This is a genomic window from Flavobacterium sp. (assembly GCF_044360715.1).
Lineage (GTDB): Bacteria > Bacteroidota > Bacteroidia > Flavobacteriales > Flavobacteriaceae > Flavobacterium.
Genome location: NZ_JBIKJY010000010.1, coordinates 29,660 through 50,697 on the forward strand (window position 1 = coordinate 29,660; position 21,038 = coordinate 50,697).

General features: G+C 33.2%; 21 protein-coding genes. 8 read left to right on the forward strand and 13 right to left on the reverse strand.

Annotated elements, in window-relative coordinates; translation table 11 throughout:
• Nucleotides 1-112: 112 nt before the first annotated feature.
• The 6 genes from ACIQ16_RS04945 to ACIQ16_RS04970 all read right to left on the reverse strand — a co-directional run bounded on the left by ACIQ16_RS04945 (nt 113) and on the right by ACIQ16_RS04970 (nt 7,075).
• Nucleotides 113-769 (reverse strand): CoA transferase subunit B, encoded by a 657-nt coding sequence (locus ACIQ16_RS04945; protein ID WP_396149203.1) that lies wholly within the window; start codon nt 767-769, stop codon nt 113-115.
• 89 nt (nt 770-858) lie between these two features.
• On the reverse strand, nt 859-1,557 hold the full coding sequence (locus ACIQ16_RS04950) for a CoA transferase subunit A (RefSeq protein WP_396149205.1): 699 nt from the start codon (nt 1,555-1,557) through the stop codon (nt 859-861).
• An 8-nt stretch (nt 1,558-1,565) separates the two neighbouring features.
• On the reverse strand, nt 1,566-3,887 hold the full coding sequence (locus ACIQ16_RS04955) for a penicillin-binding protein 1A (RefSeq protein ID WP_396149207.1): 2,322 nt from the start codon (nt 3,885-3,887) through the stop codon (nt 1,566-1,568).
• Nucleotides 3,888-3,895: 8 nt separating this feature from the next.
• A complete protein-coding gene (locus ACIQ16_RS04960; protein ID WP_396149209.1) occupies nt 3,896-4,384 on the reverse strand; it encodes a gliding motility lipoprotein GldH in 489 nt (162 codons plus the stop codon).
• Nucleotides 4,374-5,528 (reverse strand): stage 0 sporulation family protein, encoded by a 1,155-nt coding sequence (locus ACIQ16_RS04965; protein ID WP_396149211.1) that lies wholly within the window; start codon nt 5,526-5,528, stop codon nt 4,374-4,376. Before ACIQ16_RS04965 ends, ACIQ16_RS04960 begins: the two co-directional genes overlap by 11 nt.
• Nucleotides 5,529-5,704: 176 nt before the next feature.
• Complete coding sequence (locus tag ACIQ16_RS04970; protein WP_396149213.1) at nt 5,705-7,075, reverse strand: rhodanese-related sulfurtransferase; 1,371 nt, start codon at nt 7,073-7,075, stop codon at nt 5,705-5,707.
• Between the two features lie 185 nt (nt 7,076-7,260).
• Between ACIQ16_RS04970 and recA the strand changes: the two genes are divergently transcribed.
• Together recA and ACIQ16_RS04980 are read left to right on the forward strand one after the other, a co-directional pair.
• On the forward strand, nt 7,261-8,265 hold the full coding sequence (gene recA / locus ACIQ16_RS04975; protein WP_291242689.1) for a recombinase RecA: 1,005 nt from the start codon (nt 7,261-7,263) through the stop codon (nt 8,263-8,265).
• Between the two features lie 77 nt (nt 8,266-8,342).
• A complete protein-coding gene (locus ACIQ16_RS04980) occupies nt 8,343-8,750 on the forward strand; it encodes a hypothetical protein (protein WP_396149215.1) in 408 nt (135 codons plus the stop codon).
• Nucleotides 8,751-8,787: 37 nt separating this feature from the next.
• Here ACIQ16_RS04980 and ACIQ16_RS04985 read toward each other — a convergent pair whose 3' ends face one another.
• Nucleotides 8,788-9,519, reverse strand: coding sequence for a lysophospholipid acyltransferase family protein (locus ACIQ16_RS04985; RefSeq protein ID WP_396149217.1), 732 nt, complete (start codon nt 9,517-9,519; stop codon nt 8,788-8,790).
• A 121-nt stretch (nt 9,520-9,640) separates the two neighbouring features.
• Here ACIQ16_RS04985 and trpS point away from each other — a divergent pair, with 121 nt between their 5' ends.
• Nucleotides 9,641-10,612 (forward strand): tryptophan--tRNA ligase, encoded by a 972-nt coding sequence (gene trpS, locus ACIQ16_RS04990; RefSeq protein ID WP_396149219.1) that lies wholly within the window; start codon nt 9,641-9,643, stop codon nt 10,610-10,612.
• Between the two features lie 185 nt (nt 10,613-10,797).
• On the opposite strand, the gene dprA is transcribed toward trpS, so the two are convergent.
• Nucleotides 10,798-11,904 carry a DNA-processing protein DprA gene (gene dprA / locus ACIQ16_RS04995; RefSeq protein ID WP_396149221.1) on the reverse strand — a complete coding sequence of 369 codons (1,107 nt, stop codon included), beginning with the start codon at nt 11,902-11,904 and terminating at the stop codon, nt 10,798-10,800.
• A gap of 144 nt (nt 11,905-12,048) precedes the next feature.
• On the opposite strand from dprA, the gene ACIQ16_RS05000 reads away from it, so the two are divergent.
• The 3 genes from ACIQ16_RS05000 (at nt 12,049) to ACIQ16_RS05010 (ending at nt 14,669) form a co-directional block, all read left to right on the forward strand.
• A complete protein-coding gene (locus tag ACIQ16_RS05000; RefSeq protein WP_396149223.1) occupies nt 12,049-13,029 on the forward strand; it encodes an SPOR domain-containing protein in 981 nt (326 codons plus the stop codon).
• A 66-nt stretch (nt 13,030-13,095) separates the two neighbouring features.
• Nucleotides 13,096-13,608, forward strand: a complete 513-nt coding sequence (locus ACIQ16_RS05005; RefSeq protein WP_396149225.1) for an acyl-CoA thioesterase — start codon at nt 13,096-13,098, stop codon at nt 13,606-13,608.
• An 8-nt stretch (nt 13,609-13,616) separates the two neighbouring features.
• Entirely contained in the window at nt 13,617-14,669 is a 1,053-nt protein-coding gene (locus ACIQ16_RS05010) for a 2Fe-2S iron-sulfur cluster-binding protein (protein ID WP_396149227.1), read from the forward strand.
• Nucleotides 14,670-14,711: 42 nt separating this feature from the next.
• Here the strand turns inward: ACIQ16_RS05010 and ACIQ16_RS05015 are convergent, their stop codons facing one another.
• Entirely contained in the window at nt 14,712-15,743 is a 1,032-nt protein-coding gene (locus ACIQ16_RS05015) for a glycosyltransferase family 9 protein (RefSeq protein WP_396149229.1), read from the reverse strand.
• Nucleotides 15,744-16,349, reverse strand: coding sequence for a DUF4254 domain-containing protein (locus ACIQ16_RS05020; RefSeq protein ID WP_396149231.1), 606 nt, complete (start codon nt 16,347-16,349; stop codon nt 15,744-15,746).
• A 69-nt stretch (nt 16,350-16,418) separates the two neighbouring features.
• Between ACIQ16_RS05020 and upp the strand changes: the two genes are divergently transcribed.
• The gene (gene upp, locus ACIQ16_RS05025; RefSeq protein ID WP_396149233.1) at nt 16,419-17,072 is read left to right on the forward strand and encodes a uracil phosphoribosyltransferase; all 654 of its coding nucleotides are present in this window, start codon (nt 16,419-16,421) and stop codon (nt 17,070-17,072) included.
• On the opposite strand, the gene ACIQ16_RS05030 is transcribed toward upp, so the two are convergent.
• Nucleotides 17,067-17,993, reverse strand: coding sequence for a DUF6427 family protein (locus ACIQ16_RS05030; RefSeq protein ID WP_396149235.1), 927 nt, complete (start codon nt 17,991-17,993; stop codon nt 17,067-17,069). The two genes, upp and ACIQ16_RS05030, sit on opposite strands and share 6 nt — an antisense overlap.
• Before the next feature lie 44 nt (nt 17,994-18,037).
• Here ACIQ16_RS05030 and ACIQ16_RS05035 point away from each other — a divergent pair, with 44 nt between their 5' ends.
• Nucleotides 18,038-18,271, forward strand: a complete 234-nt coding sequence (locus tag ACIQ16_RS05035; protein ID WP_396149237.1) for a uracil phosphoribosyltransferase — start codon at nt 18,038-18,040, stop codon at nt 18,269-18,271.
• An 18-nt stretch (nt 18,272-18,289) separates the two neighbouring features.
• Here ACIQ16_RS05035 and purD read toward each other — a convergent pair whose 3' ends face one another.
• Both purD and ACIQ16_RS05045 read right to left on the reverse strand, forming a co-directional pair.
• A complete protein-coding gene (gene purD, locus ACIQ16_RS05040) occupies nt 18,290-19,561 on the reverse strand; it encodes a phosphoribosylamine--glycine ligase (protein WP_396149239.1) in 1,272 nt (423 codons plus the stop codon).
• A 123-nt stretch (nt 19,562-19,684) separates the two neighbouring features.
• Nucleotides 19,685-21,037, reverse strand: coding sequence for an undecaprenyl-phosphate glucose phosphotransferase (locus ACIQ16_RS05045; RefSeq protein ID WP_396149241.1), 1,353 nt, complete (start codon nt 21,035-21,037; stop codon nt 19,685-19,687).
• Nucleotide 21,038 lies beyond the last annotated feature (1 nt).

Below are 21,038 nucleotides of genomic sequence, written 5' to 3' on the forward strand. Positions count from 1 at the left end.
AAAAGACCTAACAGGTTTTAGAAACCTGTTAGGTCTGTATAAAATTTTTATAATTTAAAAATTAGTTACGCAACAACCAATTGGCACATTGACTAATTGACTAATTGACTAATTAAAATTTCATTTCCGGAATATCTCCTTCAATGATTAAATCAGCTTCTGTGGCTTTGATGATGTCGTCTACTGAAACACCTGGTGCGCGTTCTAATAATTTAAACCCATTTGAGGTAACTTCTAAAACCGCTAATTCGGTAACGACTTTTTTCACACAACCTACACCGGTTAATGGCAGTGTACATTTCTTTAATATTTTTGATTCGCCTGCTTTATTTACGTGCATCATCGCAACGATAATATTTTCAGCCGAAGCTACTAAATCCATAGCGCCTCCCATTCCTTTTACCATTTTTCCTGGAATTTTCCAGTTGGCAATGTCGCCGTTTTCAGAAACTTCCATTGCGCCTAAAATGGTTAAATCAACTTTTTGAGCACGAATCATTCCGAAACTAAAAGCGGAATCAAAGAAACTGGCTCCTGGCAAAGTAGTAATTGTTTGTTTTCCTGCGTTGATAATATCGGCATCTTCTTCTCCTTCAAAAGGGAACGGGCCCATACCTAAAACGCCGTTTTCTGATTGAAATTCCACCGAAATATCTGTACGAACATAATTCGCAACAAGCGTTGGAATTCCGATTCCTAAATTAACATAATACCCGTCTTTAACTTCTTGGGCGATTCGCTGTGCGATTTGATTTTTATCTAAAGCCATAATTTAATGTGTCAATGTGATAATGTGTCAATGTGCCAATTCTTGAAGCTACTTCAATTGGCTAATCGGCTAATTGCCGCATTGACTAATTATTTTTGTCTCACCGTTCTTTGCTCAATTCTTTTTTCAAATTTCTCTCCTTGAAAAATACGATTTACCATAATTCCTGGGATATGAATTTCGTTTGGATTCAACGTTCCGGCTGGTACTAATTCTTCTACCTCAGCGATAGTAATTCTTGCTGCTCCTGCCATACAAGCATTAAAATTTCGAGCAGTTCCTTTGAAAATTAAATTACCCGCTTCGTCACCTTTCCAAGCTTTTACGATAGAAAAATCGGCTTTATAGGCCAATTCCATTACATGCATTTTTCCATTGAATTCACGAGTTTCTTTTCCTTCTGCTACTTCTGTTCCGAAACCAGCAGGTGTAAAAAATGCAGGAATTCCAGCTTGTGCCGCGCGACATTTTTCAGCTAATGTTCCTTGTGGGGTAAGTTCTACATCTAATTCGCCCGAAAGCATTTGTCGTTCAAATTCTGCATTTTCGCCTACATAAGAAGAAATCATTTTCTTAATTTGATGCTTTTGTAATAATAATCCCAATCCGAAATCGTCTACACCGGCATTGTTTGAAATGCAAGTTAAATTGGTAATATTTTTTTCTACTAATTCAGCAATACTGTTTTCGGGAATACCACAAAGTCCAAATCCACCTAACATAATGGTTTGTCCATCTTGAATTCCTTCAAGTGCTTCTTGTACGTTGTTTACTTTTCTTGAAATCATAATATAATTTATAGTCCTAAATCATCTGTATCGGGTTGTGCGTCTATTGGGGCTGCTGTAGAATCTGTTGCTGTAGAATCTGATTCTGAACGACGAGATTCGGTAGCGCAATCTACTTTAATAGACATATTTGCTGGTCTTTTAAATGGTTCCTGAGAAATATTTAAGGTTTTATCTGCCAGACATTTTCGCATAAAAATCCCGTAAATAGGTAAAGCAGTTGTAGCGCCTTGCCCCATATTTGTACTTTCAAAATGTGCCGAACGATCTTCATTACCCACCCAAACGCCGGCGGCTAAATTAGGCACCATTCCAATAAACCAGCCATCAGAATTGTTTTGAGAAGTTCCTGTTTTTCCTGCAACAGGTCCCTTAATATTATAAGGCACACCCGTTAAAAAATTGGATGGTGCCGAAGCTGCCCAACGCAAACGAGAACCTGTACCAGATTCCGTAACACCTTCCATTAATTTAATAACCGAATATGCGACATCTTTATTTACCACATCGTGAGATTCTTCCACACCTTGGTAAATTACCACGCCGTTTTTATCTTCAATTTTAGTGATTAATTGCGGTTTAATATAAACCCCTTCATTGGCAAAAGTGCTGAAAGCGGCTACCATTTCTTGTACTGTAATTTCTACCGCACCCAAAGCAATTGCAGGGCGGTTTGGGATATTGGAAGTTACTCCTAAATTTTTTGCCATTTCCACAACAGCTGGCGCACCCACTTCATGAATTAATCGTGCCGAAACCGTGTTTATAGAGTTTGCCAACGCTTTTTTCATAGAAACCAATCCGCGATATTTTCCATCTGAATTGTTTGGTGTCCAATCTTTATCGTTATTATCTCCTTTTAAAATGGTAAATGGCGAATCCATTATCATGTCGCATGGCGATTTTTGTAACCTGTCAATAGCGGTAGCATATACAAATGGTTTAAATGTAGAACCTACTTGACGCGCACCTTGACCAACGTGGTCGTATTGAAAATATTTATAATTAATTCCGCCCACCCAAGCTTTTACATGACCCGTTTGTGGCTCCATTGCCATCATTCCGGTTTGCAAGAAATGTTTGTAATAAAGTATAGAATCTTTCGGCTTCATAATGGTATCTCTTTCGCCTTTCCAAGTAAAAATTTTCATTTTTGCAGGGACTTCAAAAGATTGTTTAATTTCGGCATCAGATTTTCCGTTGATACTCATAATACGCCATCTCTCCGAATTTTTCATGGCTTGATTCATTATTTTCTGAGTTTCCGCAGGCGTTATATCTAAAAATGGTGCCGTTGGATTGTCTTTTTGTCGGCGATTGAACTCGGGTTGTAAATTCGATAAATGCTCTTCTACTGCTTCTTCAGCATATTGTTGCATGCGCGAATCAACTGTAACATAGATTTTTAAACCAGCCGTATAAAGGTCAATTTCTTCTCCTTTTTCGTCTTCAATGGCTTTAATGATAGGCTTTAAGCTTTCACGTAAATATTCTCTAAAATAGGTTGCAGTTCCTTCTGCGTGGCTTTCTGGTTTGAAATTTATTTTTACTGGAACTCGCTTCAATTCTGCAGCCTTTGCTTCAGATAAATACTTGTTTTTTACCATTTGATCTAAAACGGTATTTCTACGTTTGAAAACTTTTTCCTTTCTTTTTTCTTTGGTAGGATTGAACAATGCTGGGTTTTTAAGCATCCCCACAAACAAAGCGCTTTCTGCTAATGTTAAATCTTTTGGTTCTTTGTTCATGTAAATTTTTGAAGCGGAACGAATGCCGACTGCACTGTTTACAAAATCTACTTTATTTAAATACAAGGCTATAATTTCTTGCTTGGTATATTGACGTTCTAATTTCGTAGCAATAATCCATTCTTTACATTTTTGGATGATACGAAATGGTAAAAATTTCGACCCTTCGCCGTGAAATAAATTTTTTGCTAATTGTTGCGTAATGGTACTTGCGCCCCCACTTCCTCCTAAACTCGAAATGGCTCTTAATGTTCCTCTAGCATCTACACCAGAATGCTCGTAAAAACGTTCGTCTTCTGTAGCTACTAATGCATCTACTAAATGCTTAGGTAAGTCTTGATATTTAACCGGTGTTCTATTTTCTTTATAAAATTTTCCTAACGTTACGCCGTCTGAAGAAATAATTTCAGTAGCGATATTGGTATCTGGATTTTCTAATTCGTCAAACGAAGGCATTTTTCCGAAAAATCCCCACGATGCCAAAAGAAAAAATAATAATACGCCACCAAATGTGTAGCCGAATAATTTCCAAAATTTTCTAACGTAATCTGAATAACTGACTTGGGTGTTGTTAGTTGCCATTTTTTTCTTTATTTTCTTTTTTCAATTCTAAATCCTAAATCTGTAATGCCGGTTAAGTCTTTTACACCTTGAACTTTTCCTGTTTGTCTTACAGCGTGTTCTACTTCTAACGTGTATTTTCCGGGTTTTTCAAAACTATAATTTTCTTTATACCATAGTTTGCTTTCTTTTACATCTGAAAAACCAGTTCCTAATAAAGTCCCATCTGGATTTGCCATTTGGTATTCTAAAGTATCTACTACCACTTTTCCGTTTGGCTGGTTTAACGATACTATTAAAAACAAATTGTTGTATGGGTAATCGTTGTTGTTTCTGACGTTTAAAAATAAATTATACACGCTTGTGGTGTCTTTTTGTTCAAAAGTAAACGTGGCTTTTTTATTTTTTTTCCAAGTACCATCAAACGCATAATATTCATCAAAAACTTGTTTTTTATCGCAAGAAATTACAATAAAAAGCAAGAAAAAACTAAGTATTTTAAAAAAATTATTGTTCATTTTTCTTAAACGGTTTCTTTTTTCTTTTATTATTATTGTTCGATTTTCTTTTAGGTTGATCAAATCGTGTTAAGCTATCTTGTCCTACAACATTTTCGAATTTTTTCTCCACATTTACTGTTGAAACTTCTTCTACAAAGTCTTCCAATTGTGCAATTTTTTTACCTTGTTTGTTAATCGCTACAATTTCTTTGGCTTTTTCAGCCGTTAGCGTGTGCCAATGTGCTGGTGCGTTTGCGTACGAAAACCACATTAAATTTTTGAAAATATCGATTTTCTGACAATACGCATCACCTTTATCGGTAAGCAATTTTGTATCCATATCTGGCAAGCCTTTTAGCGCGTCTAAATACGTATCTAATTCGTAATTTAAACAACATTTAAGCTTTCCGCATTGCCCAGCTAATTTTTGTGGATTTAAGGATAATTGTTGGTATCGAGCAGCAGAAGTATTTACGCTTCTGAAATCGGTTAACCAAGAAGAACAACATAATTCGCGTCCACAAGAACCAATTCCGCCTAAACGAGCGGCTTCTTGACGGAAACCTACTTGTTTCATTTCAACACGGATTTTAAATTCACTTGCGTATTCTTTAATCAATTGTCGGAAATCTACACGATCATTTGCGGTATAATAAAATGTCGCTTTTGAACCATCGCCTTGGAATTCGATATCCGAAATTTTCATTTCTAATTTAATCGCTATGGCGATTTCACGTGCACGAACTTGTATGGCGTCTTCTTTATTTCTTACGCCATGCCAAATATCGATGTCTTTTTGTGTGGCTTTTCGGTATACTTTAGGAATTTCGGCATTGTCTTTTACATTTTTCTTGTTCATTTGAACACGAACTAATTCGCCAGTTAAAGACACCAAACCCACATCGTGACCAGAAGAAGCTTCAGTTGCTACTACATCGCCGATGCTTAACGTAAGTTTTTCGGTATTTCTAAAAAATTCTTTTCTTCCGTTTTTAAAACGTATTTCAACACAATCAAACGGTGCTTGACCGCCTGGTAATGTCATATTGGCTAACCAATCGAAAACCGTTAATTTGTTGCAGCTATCGGTGCCGCAAGTCCCATTATTTTTACACCCCTTTGGTGCACCACCATCGGAAGTTGAACAACTTGTACATGCCATAATTTATATATTGATCGCCTCAAAAAAATTGAAACTACTTTTCAAATGTTATTTTGAGCGTAAAGATAGCATTTTTTTAACTGAATTTAAAGTTTTGGTTTTTCAAGTTTTTATAAACAAAAAAACCTGTTACATCTTTATAACGTAACAGGCGAATTTTTCTTATAAATTTATATTTATATTTTATATATTCTATCCGATTCTCTTATTTTAAATGGCACAACAAAAGTTACTTTATCACCCGGTTTTGCTACGGTTTTTTCGGTGCCGTTAATTAACATTGTACCTACTTGCATTTTCTCATTTCCAGTTGTAGGTCCTGTAATAAAAATGGTGTCTCCTGTTTTTAATTCTTGGTGTTCAATTAAAAATTGTCCTACTTGTGCCTTTGTGAAATAATGTTGTCCTTTGCCAATATATATTTTTCTTTCCGTCGTTAATTTTCGTTTTCTAATTTGGGTAACCGCCGAAACTTTTACGGGTTTTTGAGCGATTTCTTCAAATATATTTCTTTCCGAATTTTGCTTGAATTTTAACGCTGGTGATTTCCCTTTTTGAAAAATCATATTTCCGTTTTTTAACCCTTTTCTTCTTTTTTCTTGTTCTTCTAATGGCAAATAAATGGTTTCTACACAACTTGCGGAACAACAATTTTCCATTTTTTCAGCACAAGAATCGCACTGAATAAATAATAAATGGCACGCTTCATTAGCACAATTTACGTGGATATCACAAGGATCACCACATTGATGACATTTCGCAATAATATCGTCTGTAATTCGTTCGCCCAAACGGTGGTCAAATACAAAGTTTTTACCAATAAATTTACTTTCTAAACCTTCTTCTTTAATTTGTTTGGCATAATTTATAATACCGCCTTCTAACTGAAAAACGTTTTTAAAACCTTGGTGTTTGTAATAAGCAGAGGCTTTTTCGCAACGAATACCGCCCGTGCAATACATCACTAAGTTTTTATCTTCTTTAAAGTCTTTTAATTGCTCGTTGATAATTGGTAAACTCTCACGGAACGTTTCTACATCAGGCGTAATCGCGCCTGTAAAATGTCCGACTTCACTTTCGTAATGATTTCTGAAATCCACTACAATCGTATTTGGGTCTTCTAAAATTTTATTAAATTCTCGAGCGTTCAAATGCACGCCTTTGTTAGTTACATCAAACGTATCGTCGTTTAATCCATCGGCCACAATTTTGTGACGTACTTTTATCGTTAATTTTAAAAATGAATGATCATCGTGTTCTAAGGCAATATTCAATCGAATGCCTTTCATAAAATCGTAGGTTTCTAGTGTTTCTCTGAAAGCATCGATGTTTTCTGCCGGAACAGACATTTGCGCATTTATACCTTCTTTGGCGACATAAATTCGACCTAAAGCATCTAATTTGTTCCATTTTAAAAACAAATCATTTCTAAATTGTGTTGGATTTTCAATTTTGGCATACGCATAAAAAGAAAGCGTTAAACGTTGACCGGCTTGATCAATTAACTTGGCTCTTTCTTCTGCGCTTAAGGTGTTGTACAGTTGCATGCTATAAACATTTTAAGGTTAGAGACGTGATAATCACGACTTAAAGAAATAAATAAACAAATTCTAAATGGAAGAATTCGGTAGCAAAGATAAAAATATTTTTTAATTGAAAATGTGTCAAGAAACTTACAAACAAAATTTGTTGCAATAAAAAAATTCTGTATTTTTACGAAAAATTAATTATTATGAGCACAGAAAAAGAAGCAAAATTAAAAGCCTTACAACTAACATTAGACAAATTAGACAAAACGTACGGTAAAGGAGCTGTAATGAAAATGGGCGATTCTGCTGTAGAAGAAGTAGAAACCATTTCGTCAGGTTCTTTAGGCGTAGACATTGCATTGGGTGTAAATGGATATCCGAAAGGAAGAATTATCGAAATTTACGGACCAGAATCTTCTGGTAAAACCACCCTAACCTTACACGCCATAGCAGAAGCACAAAAAGCAGGCGGAATTGCAGCATTTATTGATGCAGAACACGCTTTTGACCGTTTTTATGCGGAAAAATTAGGAATTGATATTGATAATTTAATTATTTCACAACCTGATAACGGAGAACAAGCATTAGAAATTGCGGAGAGTTTAATTCGCTCAGGTGCTGTAGATATTGTTGTAATTGACTCGGTTGCCGCATTGACACCAAAAAGTGAAATTGAAGGCGATATGGGTGACAGCAAAATGGGATTACACGCCCGTTTGATGTCGCAAGCCTTAAGAAAATTAACAGGAACCATTCATAAAACAAAATGTACCGTATTTTTTATCAATCAATTGAGAGATAAAATTGGGGTAATGTTTGGAAGTCCTGAAACCACAACTGGAGGAAACGCATTGAAATTTTACGCTTCTATAAGAATTGACATCCGACGTTCTTCGCAAATTAAAGATGGCGACAATGTTATTGGTAACAGAACGAAAGTAAAAATTGTAAAAAACAAAGTAGCGCCGCCTTTTAGAACTGCAGAATTTGACATTATGTATGGCGAAGGGGTTTCTAAAGTTGGTGAAGTTTTAGACTTAGCCGTAGATTTTGAAATTATTAAAAAAAGTGGTTCTTGGTTTAGTTATGGTGAAACCAAATTAGGACAAGGAAGAGATTCTGTAAAACAATTAATAAAAGACAATCCAGAATTAATGGATGAGTTAGAAGTTAAAATTAAAGAATTACTAAAAGAACAAAACGCATAACACAAAAAATCATCCTTTTTAGGATGGTTTTTTGATTAAAACCAAATTGAAGATTCGGAATTTTAAAAAGTTGTATTATGAAAAAACTAATAGCACTTATCTTTATTTTTGTACTATCTATCTCTTGTACACAAGAACCTGATGGGCCAAGAGTTCGTTTAGAATTAGTACCTGTGGGAACGGTAGTTTTGCCTACAACCTTTACTGCAAATACCGTAAATGAAATAGAGGTTACCTATTCAAGACCTTCTAGTTGTCACGGTTTTGAAGGTTTTTATTACACCAAAGACGATTTAAATAGAACTATTGCCGTACTAAATTACGTGATAGAAGAACAAGGCTGTTTGCCATCGCTAAATCAATTACAAACGAAAATTTTAAGATTTAAGCCCGCTACAGCAGGTACGTACCTTTTAAAGTTTTGGAAAGGTAAAGATGCCGCCGGAGTTAATCTTTATGAAGAATTTTCAGTTGTAGTACAATAATAAAAACGCCTAATTATTAGGCGTTTTTTTATGCTTATTATTTTTGAAGTTCGGTTAAAATGATGTCTCTAACTTGTTGTTTTAAGTGAAGTTTATCGTCCATCGTTTTTCCAATTGTTTCTATGGGTGGATGAATTTTCGCTCTCATTTTTCCTGGTGAACCACTAAAAAACGTGTACGAAAATCGTTTTTTGTTATCATAAAAAGTTATCGGAATTATTGTGAGTTGGTGTTCAATCGCAATTCGAAAAGCGCCGTCTTTAAATTCATCTAAAAGCAAACGTTCATCGGGTACACCGCCTTCAGGAAAAATACAAATACTCAAACCTTGTTGAATTCTGTTTTGGGCTCGTTCAAAAACGGCAAATCGACTTTTACTGTTTTCTCGATCAACCAAAATACAAACACGTTTGTAAATAAATCCAAAAATGGGAATGTTAACCAATTCTTTTTTCCCTACAAATACAAACGGATGATTTTTTACAGCTAACAACATCAACATAATATCCGTCATTGAAGTATGATTGGCTACCAACATATAACTTTTACCCGTTTCAAAATTTTCAGTGCCTTTTATAGAATATCTAAAACCCATTCCAATTAAAATAACTCGAGACCAAAGTCGTGCTATTTTAAAAAACAAAGAATATGTTTTTTCGCTTAAAATAGTAATTAATATAAGGGGAAATAACACAATTATAGGCAGCAATACCAATAGGTAAAACCAAATACGGTAAAGCAACCAAAACGGATATTTTAATAATTTCATTTCTCAGATAATATTCGATTTTCAAAAGTAAACAATTTTAAAAAACTTATTCTTTTTACTTGCACCTTTTTACTTGGCTCTTTTTACTTAAAAACTTACATTTGCAAAAACAACTTTCAAAATGGCAAAAATATTAACAGGCGTTCAAAGCACTGGAACGCCACATTTAGGAAATTTATTAGGTGCGATTATTCCGGCTATTCAAATGGCAAATAATCCTGCGAATGAATCGTTTTTATTTATTGCCGATTTGCATTCGATTACGCAAATAAAAAACGGAACCGAACTCAAACAAAACACCTACAGCACTGCCGCCGCTTGGCTAGCGTGTGGGTTAGATACCGATAAAGTCGTGTTTTACAGACAATCAGATGTGCCACAAACCGCAGAATTATCTTGGTATTTGAGCTGTTTTTTTCCGTTTCAACGCTTAACACTAGCCCATTCGTTTAAAGACAAAGCCGACCGATTAGAAGATGTAAATGCAGGATTATTTACTTATCCGATGCTAATGGCTGCCGATATTTTATTATATGATGCCGAAATTGTGCCTGTTGGAAAAGATCAAATGCAACATTTAGAAATTACAAGAGATGTGGCTTCACGATTTAACCATCAAATGGGAGAAACATTTGTTTTACCAGAAGGAAAAACAAGCGAAGAAACTATGCTAATCCCTGGAACAGATGGGCAAAAAATGAGTAAATCTCGAAATAATTTTATCAATATTTTTCTGGATGATAAAGCCCTGTTAAAACAAATAAAAGGCATTGAAACAGATAGCACACCTTTAGAAGAGCCAAAAAATCCAGCTACTTGTAATGTATTTGGATTATATAAATTATTAGGCACAGAAGAACAAATTGCCCAATTAAAAGCAAATTATTTAGCTGGAAATTACGGTTTTGGACACGCCAAACAAGCGCTTTTTGATTTAATTACTGAAAAATTTAAACCCGAAAGAGAAAAATATAATTACTTCATAAACCACCCTGAAGAAGTAGATAAATTACTTTTTGAAGGAGCTAGAAAAGCAGGTAAAGTAGCAGATGGCGTATTAAAAAGAGTACGAGAAAAACTTGGCTTTATGTAGCGTTTTTTTACACAGATTTTCACAAATTTCACAGATTTCACACATTAGTTTCGTGCTAATCTGTGAAATCTGTGTTTTAAAAAATTAGGATAATAGTATAAATTAGTTACTGTTGTGTAATTATATGACTTTAAATTCCGTGACTGTTCTTTCAACTTTACGACTTTATGACTTTCGACTTAAACCTACAGCGCTTCAAACAACTTGCCCGGCAAAGGTCTAATAACGCCTTTTAACTCCATATTTAATAATAAAGAAGAAATTTTAAAAATAGGAAAATCGCAATCTAATGCAATGATATCCATCAATTCATTTTCTTTATTTACTAAATAGTCATAGATTTTTTGTTCTTCCTCCGTTAAAGAAACAAACAGTTGTTTTTGGATGGGTTTGCTTTCTTTTTTCGTATCAATATCCCAATTTAAAATATATACTAAATCGGCTACACTATTCAATAAATGGGCGCGTTGCGTTTTAATTAAATTGTTACACCCTTGGCTAAATTTATCGGTAATTCTTCCTGGAACAGCAAATACATCTCTGTTATAATCATTTGCTATATTAGCCGTAATTAGTGAGCCGCCTTTTTCGGCACTTTCAATTACAATAGTAGCTTCACACATTCCTGCCACGATTCTATTGCGTTTGATAAAGTTTTCTCTATCCGGATTTGAAGTACTCCAAAATTCGGTCATAAAACCGCCATTTTGCTCCATTTGAGAAATATACTTTTTATGTGATTTTGGATATATTTGATTCAAACCGTGAGCCAAAACTCCAATAGTTTGTAAATTATTTTGCATTGCCGCTTGATGTGCCACAATGTCAACTCCATAGGCAAAACCACTAACAATAATTGGGTTCAATGGTGCTAAATCTTCTAAAAGTGTATTGGTAAATGCGACTCCATAAGGGCTAATTTGACGGGTTCCTACGATATTAATTACTCTTTTATTTTGCAAATTAATAGCGCCTGATTGAAATAAAACAGTTGGGCCATCGGCACAATGCTTTAAGCGTTCTGGGTACGAATCGTCTTCAAATGTAGCATAAGAAATTTGTTCGTTTTCAATGAAACTAAGTTCGTTTTCCGCTAAATTAAAAATCTTTTTTTCTTGTAAATTTTTGTAAAGATAATCACCTATGCCGTCAATGGCAACAAATGCTTTTTTTGAGGTTTGGAATACCGCAGCGGCAGAACCGCATTGTTTAATTAGTTTTTTGGCAACAACATCACCAATTCCTTCCACTTTTAAGAGTGCGAGTGTGTGTAATAATTCGTTATGTAACATGGCGTATAATATATCCTACAAATATATTTATTTTTTTAGTAATTTTATAAAAAACCGCAAAACGAAGAAAATTTATTTTTAAATTGTTAATAAAAATTGTTAATAAAATTTTGTTTTTGGGCTTGAATACTTAATTTTGCATAGATGAAAATAGAAAAATACATTTCAGAATTGTTGTACAGATACCAATGCGTAGGCGTTCCGGGTTTTGGAGCGTTTTTATGCGAATGGCAATCTGCGCAAGTTATTGTGGCTCAAAATTCGTTTGTACCGCCGAAAAAAGTAATTTCTTTTAATTCTCATATAAAAAACAATGATGGTTTATTGGCCAATCATATCGCATTACAAGAAAAAATTAGTTACGAAAACGCCGTAAGAAAAATTCAAACTCAAGTTGTTTTTTGGTTGGAAAAATTAGAAAACAAAGAAAGCTTGGTATTAGAAAATATTGGTGAAATTTTTTCAAATTCAGAACATAATTTTGTTTTCAAACCGAATACAGCAATTAATTATTTGACAGATTCTTTTGGTTTGGCTGGTTTTAATTCGCCAGAAATAGCAAGAGAAAATCAAATTACTTCAGAAGTCACTTCAGAAGTAGAACCTGTTGTTGAAACGCCTATTTCAATTGATAACACAGTTGAAGATGAAACGCCAGTTATTCCGTTAAACGGAAAAAATCGTACAAAAAACTGGATGAAATATGCTGCAGCTGTGGCTATTTTTGCCTCTGCAGGAACGTATGGTTACAAAATGTATTTTGACTACACGATTGAACAACAAACAAGTATCGTAGAAAAAACGGTGCAAGAAAAAATAAATCAAAAACTTCAAGAGGCTACGTTTGTGATTCCAAATCCAATTAACGCTGTTGATTTAACTTTAGAAGAAACGCATACTGAAAAATACCACGTAGTGGCAGGTGCATTTAGAAGCAAACAAAACGCAATTAAAGCTATGAATGATTTAATATCAAAAGGTTTTGAAGCGCATTTGTTAACTGAAAACAAATACGGTTTAATTCCTGTTGCTTTTGGAAGTTTTTCTAATTTAACTGAAGCTCAAAATTTAAAAACTGAAATAAAAGCAAAAGATAGCGTAGAAGCTTGGTTGCTTATAGACTAATCCCAATTTTGGGATTTTTTTATACCCTATTTTTAAATCAGAGTTAGTATCTTTGTAAAAAAAATAATGCAAAACAAATATCCTTCAGATTCCGTTACAACATTAACCGATTTAGTGTTGCCTGGCGAAACCAACCCTTTAAACAATTTATTTGGTGGCGAATTATTAGCGCGAATGGATAGAGCCGCAAGTATTACTGCGCGTCGTCATTCGAGAAGAATTTGCGTTACAGCTTCGGTAAATCACGTGGCGTTTAACAGAGCCATTCCTTTAGGAAGTGTGGTAACAGTAGAATCTAAAGTATCGAGAACTTTCAATACTTCTATGGAAATTTTTATTGATGTTTGGATTGAAGATAGAGAATCTGGCATTAAAAACAAAGCCAACGAAGCCATTTATACGTTTGTTGCCGTTGACGAAACTGGAAGTCCTGTTCCTGTGCCACCCATTGAACCTCAAACCGAATTAGAAATACAACGTTACGACGCTGCACTAAGAAGAAAACAGTTAAGCTTGGTATTAGCTGGAAAAATGAAACCAAGTGAAGCAACTGAATTAAAAGCATTGTTTACCAACTAATACATCATATGGATTTTTATAAATTAGCAATAAAAGAAATCAAACGAGAAACAAAAAATGCAGTTTCAATCGTTTTTAATATTCCTCAAGAATTAAAATCAGCTTACCAATTTATAGCTGGGCAATATGTAACTTTAAAACTAACTTTAGACGGGAAAGAACTTCGTAGAGCGTATTCTATTTGTTCTTCGCCAAAAAGTGGTGAAATGCGAATTTCTGTAAAAGAAGTAAAAAGCGGGACATTTTCAAGATTTGCCAACACAAAATTAGCTGTTGGCGATTTGTTAGAAGTCAGTATTCCAGAAGGAAAATTTATTTTTGAAGCCAAACTAGAACACCAAAGAAGCTATGCCGCTTTTGCTGCTGGTAGTGGAATTACGCCTGTTTTATCGATTGCAAAAAGTGTCTTAGAAGAAGAACCAAATAGTACTTTTGTTTTAATTTATGGAAACAAAGACGAATCGGAAACTATATTTCACGAGGAATTAAAGGCGCTTCAATTAAAAAATTTAGGTCGCTTTTTTGTGCATTTTGTATATAGTCAAGCCAATATTGCTGGCGAATTATCTGGTAGAATTGACAAAAATGTTGTAAATACTGTTTTAAAAACCAAACATTCCGATAAAACCTTTTCTAAGTTTTATTTGTGCGGACCAGAAGCCATGATACAAGTAGTTACGGCGACTTTAAAAGAAAATAATGTAGCTGAAAAAGATATTAAATTTGAATTATTTGGGACTTCAACTGCCTCAGAAAACAAAGTTGCAACTGGAAATGAAGGTCACACAGCTATTTCAATTACAGTAGATGCTGATGAAGTTTCTTTTGAAATGAGTCAGCAACAAACCATTTTAGAAGCAGCTTTAAAACAAGGTTTAGACGTGCCATACTCTTGCCAAGGCGGTATTTGTAGCAGCTGTATTTGTCGTGTGACAGAAGGAAGCGCTACTATGAAGAAAAACCAAATTTTAACAGATAACGAAGTAGCTGAAGGATTGGTTTTAGCGTGTCAAGCCGTGCCAACATCCTCTGAAATTAAAATTGATTTTGATAATATTTAATATTTGAAGTTCCAAATAGTAAACTCCAAATTCCAATTTTGCTTAGGTAAGATTGGAATTTATTTTTTCAATAACCTGTGAAGGTAAAATCGTTCGCATTGCGTTTTCATAGCCTGCTACTTTTTTATTTCCGTACACCGAAGTAGGTAAAAATGGATATTGTTTTCTATCTGAAGTCAGACAAAAATCATCTGGTTGATGAAACGGTTGAAATCCTGCAAAAGGATGTGTAGCGCCCCAAAGTGTAAGTACTTTTACGCCCAACATAGCGGCAATATGCGCATTTCCAGAATCCATAGAAAGCATTATATTTAAATTAGAAATAATGGCTAATTCTTCTTTTAAATTGGTTTTTCCAGCTAAAACAAGTACGTTTTCATACTTGCTTTTAAGCTGATTCAACTTCTTCATTTCTTCATTTCCACCACCAAATAATAAAATTTTATTTGAAGTGTTTTTTGCTAAGTCATCTATTACTTGTTGCATCAAATCTATTGGATAGACCTTACTTTCGTATTGTGCAAAAGGCGCGATTCCAATCCAATTTTCTTCTTTTTTACCAGTAATATTTATTATTTCTTCAGATAAAATAGCTTTTTTTGGAAATGTAGGGTTGTATAAATTTATTTGAAAGCCTAATTTTTCAAACGTTTCGCAATGTCTATCAAACATTGCTTTTGTTGGAGAAATGGTTTTGATAGCTAATTTTGTAAGAGCTTTTTTGTCTTGTCTGCCTTTATCTGTAGCGGCAACTTTTTTGCCATTCAAAGCAAAAAGTGTTCTTATAATTTTTGATCGTAATACATTGTGTAAATCGGCAACGGCGTCAATATTTAGTTTTCGTAAATCGGAAAATAAACGCAAAAGTCCTAAAAAACCTTTATGCCTTTCTTTTAAATCAATTGGAAAAAAAGTTATGTTTTCAATATCATCAAAAAACGGTTTGAAAAACGGACGAGAAACTACTGTGATTTTTGAGTTGGGATATTGCAAAGAAAAAGCTCTCAGTACAGGAACTGTCATAGCAACATCGCCCATAGCTGAAAGCCGAATAACTAAAATGTGTGAAGACATTTATTTTTTATTTTGATACAAAACTGGATTCAAATCTGCATCGTTGTACATTTTCATTTGTTTGTATACTTTCATGAATTTGTCGCCGTTTTCGATATCTTCCACTAATTGGCTTATGGAAATAAACATATCGTTTTTTTGGTCTAACAATACATTTAATTTTTCTTGACATTTTGCTCGGTGTTCAGTAGTGGCTTCTTCGCGAGTTGCTTCTTCATTCATGTGGTAAATCTTCAAGGCTAAAATTGATAATCTATCCATTGCCCAAGCTGGACTTTCGGTGTTTATTCTTGCATTTGGTTTCACTTGAACGTGTGCGTATTTTTGTAAAAAATAACCGTCAATATATTCTACCATATCGGTTCTGACTTGGTTAGAGGCATCAATTTTTCTTTTTAAATCTAACGCTGCAACGGGATCAATATTTGGGTCGCGCACAATATCTTCATAATGCCATTGCACCGTATCTACCCAGTTTTTAGCATACAATAAATGTTCAACTGAACCTTTTTCGTACGGATTTAATACCGGTTGATATACGTCATCGATAACATGGTAGTCAATTATAGATTTTTCAAAAATAGGAAAAGCAAATTCTGCAAACATAGTTTCTAATTTAATTTACAAAAATAAGGATTTTTTGTACTTTTAACCATAAATTACAAAATATCTCACATGAACATTCATAATATTTCCGAAGAAAACAGTGTTTTAAATCATTTTTTAAGTCAAATTAGAGAGGTAACCATTCAGAAAGATAGCATGCGTTTCAGAAGAAATATGGAACGTATTGGTGAAATTATGGCTTATGAAATTAGTAAAAAACTAACATATACTAACATTGCTATTACTACTCCGTTAGGCATTAAAAACACTACAAAAATTGCAGAAGAAATAGTGTTATGCTCCATTTTAAGGGCTGGTTTAACACTTCATCAAGGGTTTTTAAATTATTTTGATGCTGCCGAAAATGGTTTTATTTCAGCTTACAGAAATCATTATAATTCGGATGAAAATTTCGATATTTTAGTAGAATATCAGGCTGTGCCAAACATGAATGATAAAACATTAATTTTGTTAGATCCGATGTTAGCTACAGGGCAGTCATTAGTGGCGGTTTTAAATAAAATTTTAGGCACACATCAGCCAAAAGAAATTCATATTGCTGTTGTTATTGCTGCACCTGAAGGCATAAAATATGTGTCAGAAAATCTTCCGAAAAACTGCCATTTATGGGTAGCTTCATTAGATGAAAAATTAAATGAAAAAAACTATATTGTCCCTGGTTTAGGTGATGCCGGCGATTTGGCTTATGGAACTAAATTATAATTGAACAAAAAAGAAAAACAAACCTACGCCTAACAATAAATATAAAGAGACTTCCTTATAAATAGAATTTTCCATTTTTTCGAACATATTTGCCCCTAAGATAGACAACGGTGCAAAAGAATAAAGTAGCAAATCATTTGATTTATTAGCTGAAAAAACATAAATCCCAATAGATAAAATAAATGCAAAATATATTTGCTTGTACGACGATTGCATGTTTAATGGTTTGTTTTGATAATCTATAGTTTGAGAAGCAAAAAACAAAACAGAAATAGAGACAAATGCAGCTAAAGTCATATTTTCATAACTATTTTTAAAATCGAAAAAATTAAAACTGACTTCAAAAACCTCTTTATTTATGGAATAATTGTCATACAAAATTAAACTTGTAGCGATGTATAAAATCCAAACACAAAAAAAGGAAACAAAAGGCAATATCCAGTTTTTATAATCCTTTCCAGAGTGGAACACAATAGAAATAAAAACTAAAACAATATACAAAATACTCCAAAAGTGAAAAATAGCGGATAAAAATATCCAAAAAGAAGCGTCAAATATTTTTTCTTTTGATGAACTTAATGTTTTTAAAGAAATTAACCTTCGTAACGCTAACAACAAAAACACATTTGATACTACAATTTTACTGTCGTTTAATACCGAAGGAAATAATAATATGAATACTAAATAAAGCAGAATAGCATAATTATCATTTTGAGTTAGTGCATTTTTAAGTGAAATAAAGTTTACTAAAAAGAAAGAAAAGAAAACCAATAATAAAACGCCAATTTTTGAAAACAGCGTATTTGTATTAAAACTTTCGTTTGGAACCTGTATTTGATACAAAAAAAAGCAAAAAAACAGCATTATAAAGATAAATGCGTAATTAATTGGTCGAGTTTTACTAAAAAGACTTGCAATCATAAAGATATTTTATATTTTTGTAGTGTAAATTTAATAATAAAAAAATGAAAGCATTTTTCGAAGCAATACAATTTTTATTTGTTGAAGTACTTTTTGTACCAATGGATTTTTTAAGAAGTTTAGAATTAACAAATTGGTGGGGAGCAAATATTATCAATTGGGTATTTATATGTATTTGTTGTTATTGGACCTATTATTGGACAAAACAGTTACAGATTTTCAAAAAAACTGGTGCTGACGAACAAGATACTACCGCACATTCTTTCTTAACAAAATAATAAAAAGAATAGGTTCGATTATAAATCGAACCCTATGTCTTTTCTATAATTCATCTTATCAAACTTAAGATTTTCTATGGTTTGATAAGATTTTTTTGTTGCTGTTGAAAAAGTATCTCCAAAAGATGTAACAGCTAAAACACGCCCTCCGTTTGATACAATTTTTCCGTTTTCTTCTTTGGTTCCTGCATGAAAAATTAAAGATTCAGTTTTAGTATCTAATCCGAAAATTTGTTTTCCTTTTTCAAACTCTTCCGGATATCCTCCAGAAACTACTACAATTGTAGCGGCTGTTTTTGAGTCAATATCTAAATTAAAATCAATAAGTTTTTCAGATGCTACTGCTTCAAAAAGCGCTACTAAATCGCTTTTTATTCTTGGGATAACCACTTCTGTCTCTGGATCGCCCATTCTTACGTTATACTCAATTACAAAAGGATTGTCGCCCACTTTTATCAAACCAATAAACACAAAACCTTTATATTCAATATTGTCGTTTTTTAAACCCTGAATAGTAGGAATTACAATTTGCGATTCGATTTTTTGCATTAGCGCGGTATCTGCAAATGGAACTGGAGAAATAGCGCCCATTCCGCCTGTGTTCAGTCCAGTGTCTCCTTCACCAATTCTTTTGTAATCTTTTGCGGTAGGTAAAATTTTATAATTTTTTCCGTCAGTTAACACAAAACAACTTAACTCAATTCCGTCTAAAAACTCTTCAATTACCACTTTTGCACTTGCTGAACCAAATTTTGCATCGACAAGCATGGCTTTTAATTCATTTTTAGCCTCTTGTAAATTATTTAGGATTACAACACCTTTTCCAGCAGCTAAACCATCTGCTTTTAAAACATATGGCGGAGATAATGTTTCTAAAAAAGCGTATCCTTTTCCAACTGTTTCAGAAGTAAAACTTTCATACTTTGCCGTTGGAATGTTGTTTTTAACTAAAAATTCTTTGGCAAATTCTTTACTTCCTTCTAATTGCGCACCTAATTTAGAAGGCCCAATTACTGGAATATGTGAAATTTGAGTGTCGTTTTTAAAGAAATCATAAATACCATTTACTAATGGGTCTTCTGGTCCTACAACAACCATCTTTATAGTGTTTTCCAAAACAAATTGTTTGATTGTTTCAAAATCGTTTGGATTTACAGCAATATTTGTAGCGATTTTTGCTGTTCCTGCATTTCCTGGCGCAACAAATAGTTGAGTACATAATGCGCTTTGCGTCATTTTCCATGCAAAAGCGTGTTCTCTTCCGCCAGATCCTAAAAGTAAAATATTCATGATTGTGTGTGTTGTTTTTATTGGTGCAAAAATAGTCGCTTTTAATTAAAAAATAAGGAGGTTTTTTATAAGAAATTTATTTTTGCTCCTGCAATTTTATGGAATTGAAAAGAAGCGTTTATATTAATAGGCTTTTTCTTCTCCTTTAATGGCGTTAATGACTGTTTTGTTTATGATTTTTAAATCTAATAAAATAGACCAATTTTCTATATAAAAAATGTCGAATTTTACTCTGTTTACAATGTCCTTTTCGGATTCTACTTCTCCTCTGCAGCCATTTATTTGTGCTAAACCAGTAATTCCAGGTTTAATAAAGTGTCTAACCATAAACTTATCAACGCTTTTGGCATACATTTCAGTATGACTAACCATATGAGGTCTTGGCCCTACAACCGACATATCTCCTAATACTACGTTGAAAAATTGAGGCAACTCGTCAAGACTAAACTTTCGTAATATTTTTCCGAATTTAGTTACTCTTGGGTCGTTTTTTTGAACTTGTTCTAAATCAGCTTTTGAATTTAATCGCATAGATCTAAATTTATAACAATAAAACTCTTTATAATTTAATCCGTTTCTTTTTTGTTTAAAGAAAACAGGGCCTTTGGATTCTATCTTTATTAGTAAAGCTATTAAAGGAGTTAACCAAGACATTAAAAATAAAATTACTAGTAATGAAAACACAACATCGAAAAAATGTTTACTCCTTTTATTAATTAATTTATCCAAGGGAATTGTTCTTAAAGAAATAATAGGTAAATAGCCATAATATTCTACAGCTAGGTTTCGCAGCATTTTGTTTTTACTGTCTGGGAGAAGTTTAATGGTTTTAAGATTATTATCTGCAAAATGTATTAAGCTGTCTAAATCTGTGCTATTCAGTGTGTTTAATGAGCCGTAAATTTCATCTACATTATTATTGGTTACAAAATCGTAACACGCTTTAATTTCTTCTTTTTTATTTATTTTTAGACTAAAAACATGCATTAAATTATATCCATAATTTGGATTAGTGGAAAAAAATGTTTTCAATTCTTCTACATCTTTCCCGTTCCCTAAAATGATAACATTTCTTATGTTTCCACCATATAATAATCGGTATTTTCTTAGCAGAAAAAATATTGAAAACTTAATAAAACCAACAGAAATGAAGGAAAAAATAATATAATTCCATACTTCGTCTGGTGTTACATATTTATATTTATAACCAACGTATGCAAACGTAATTAAGCTTATAAAAATAAATTGCTTAAGAAGTTTTCCTAAAATTCTAATTTCTTTTGTAAACCTATACACTTCATAATAGCCTGAATAGTATGATACAACAATCCAAGATACTGACAAAATGGTATGATAGCCAAAATTACTCATGGCGGAACGTAGACAAACTAAAATCAAAAGATTTATTAATAATAAATCTATAAAAGTAATTAGAGGTCTAATAAATCCTGAATATCTTCCTGTTTTTGGCTTCAAA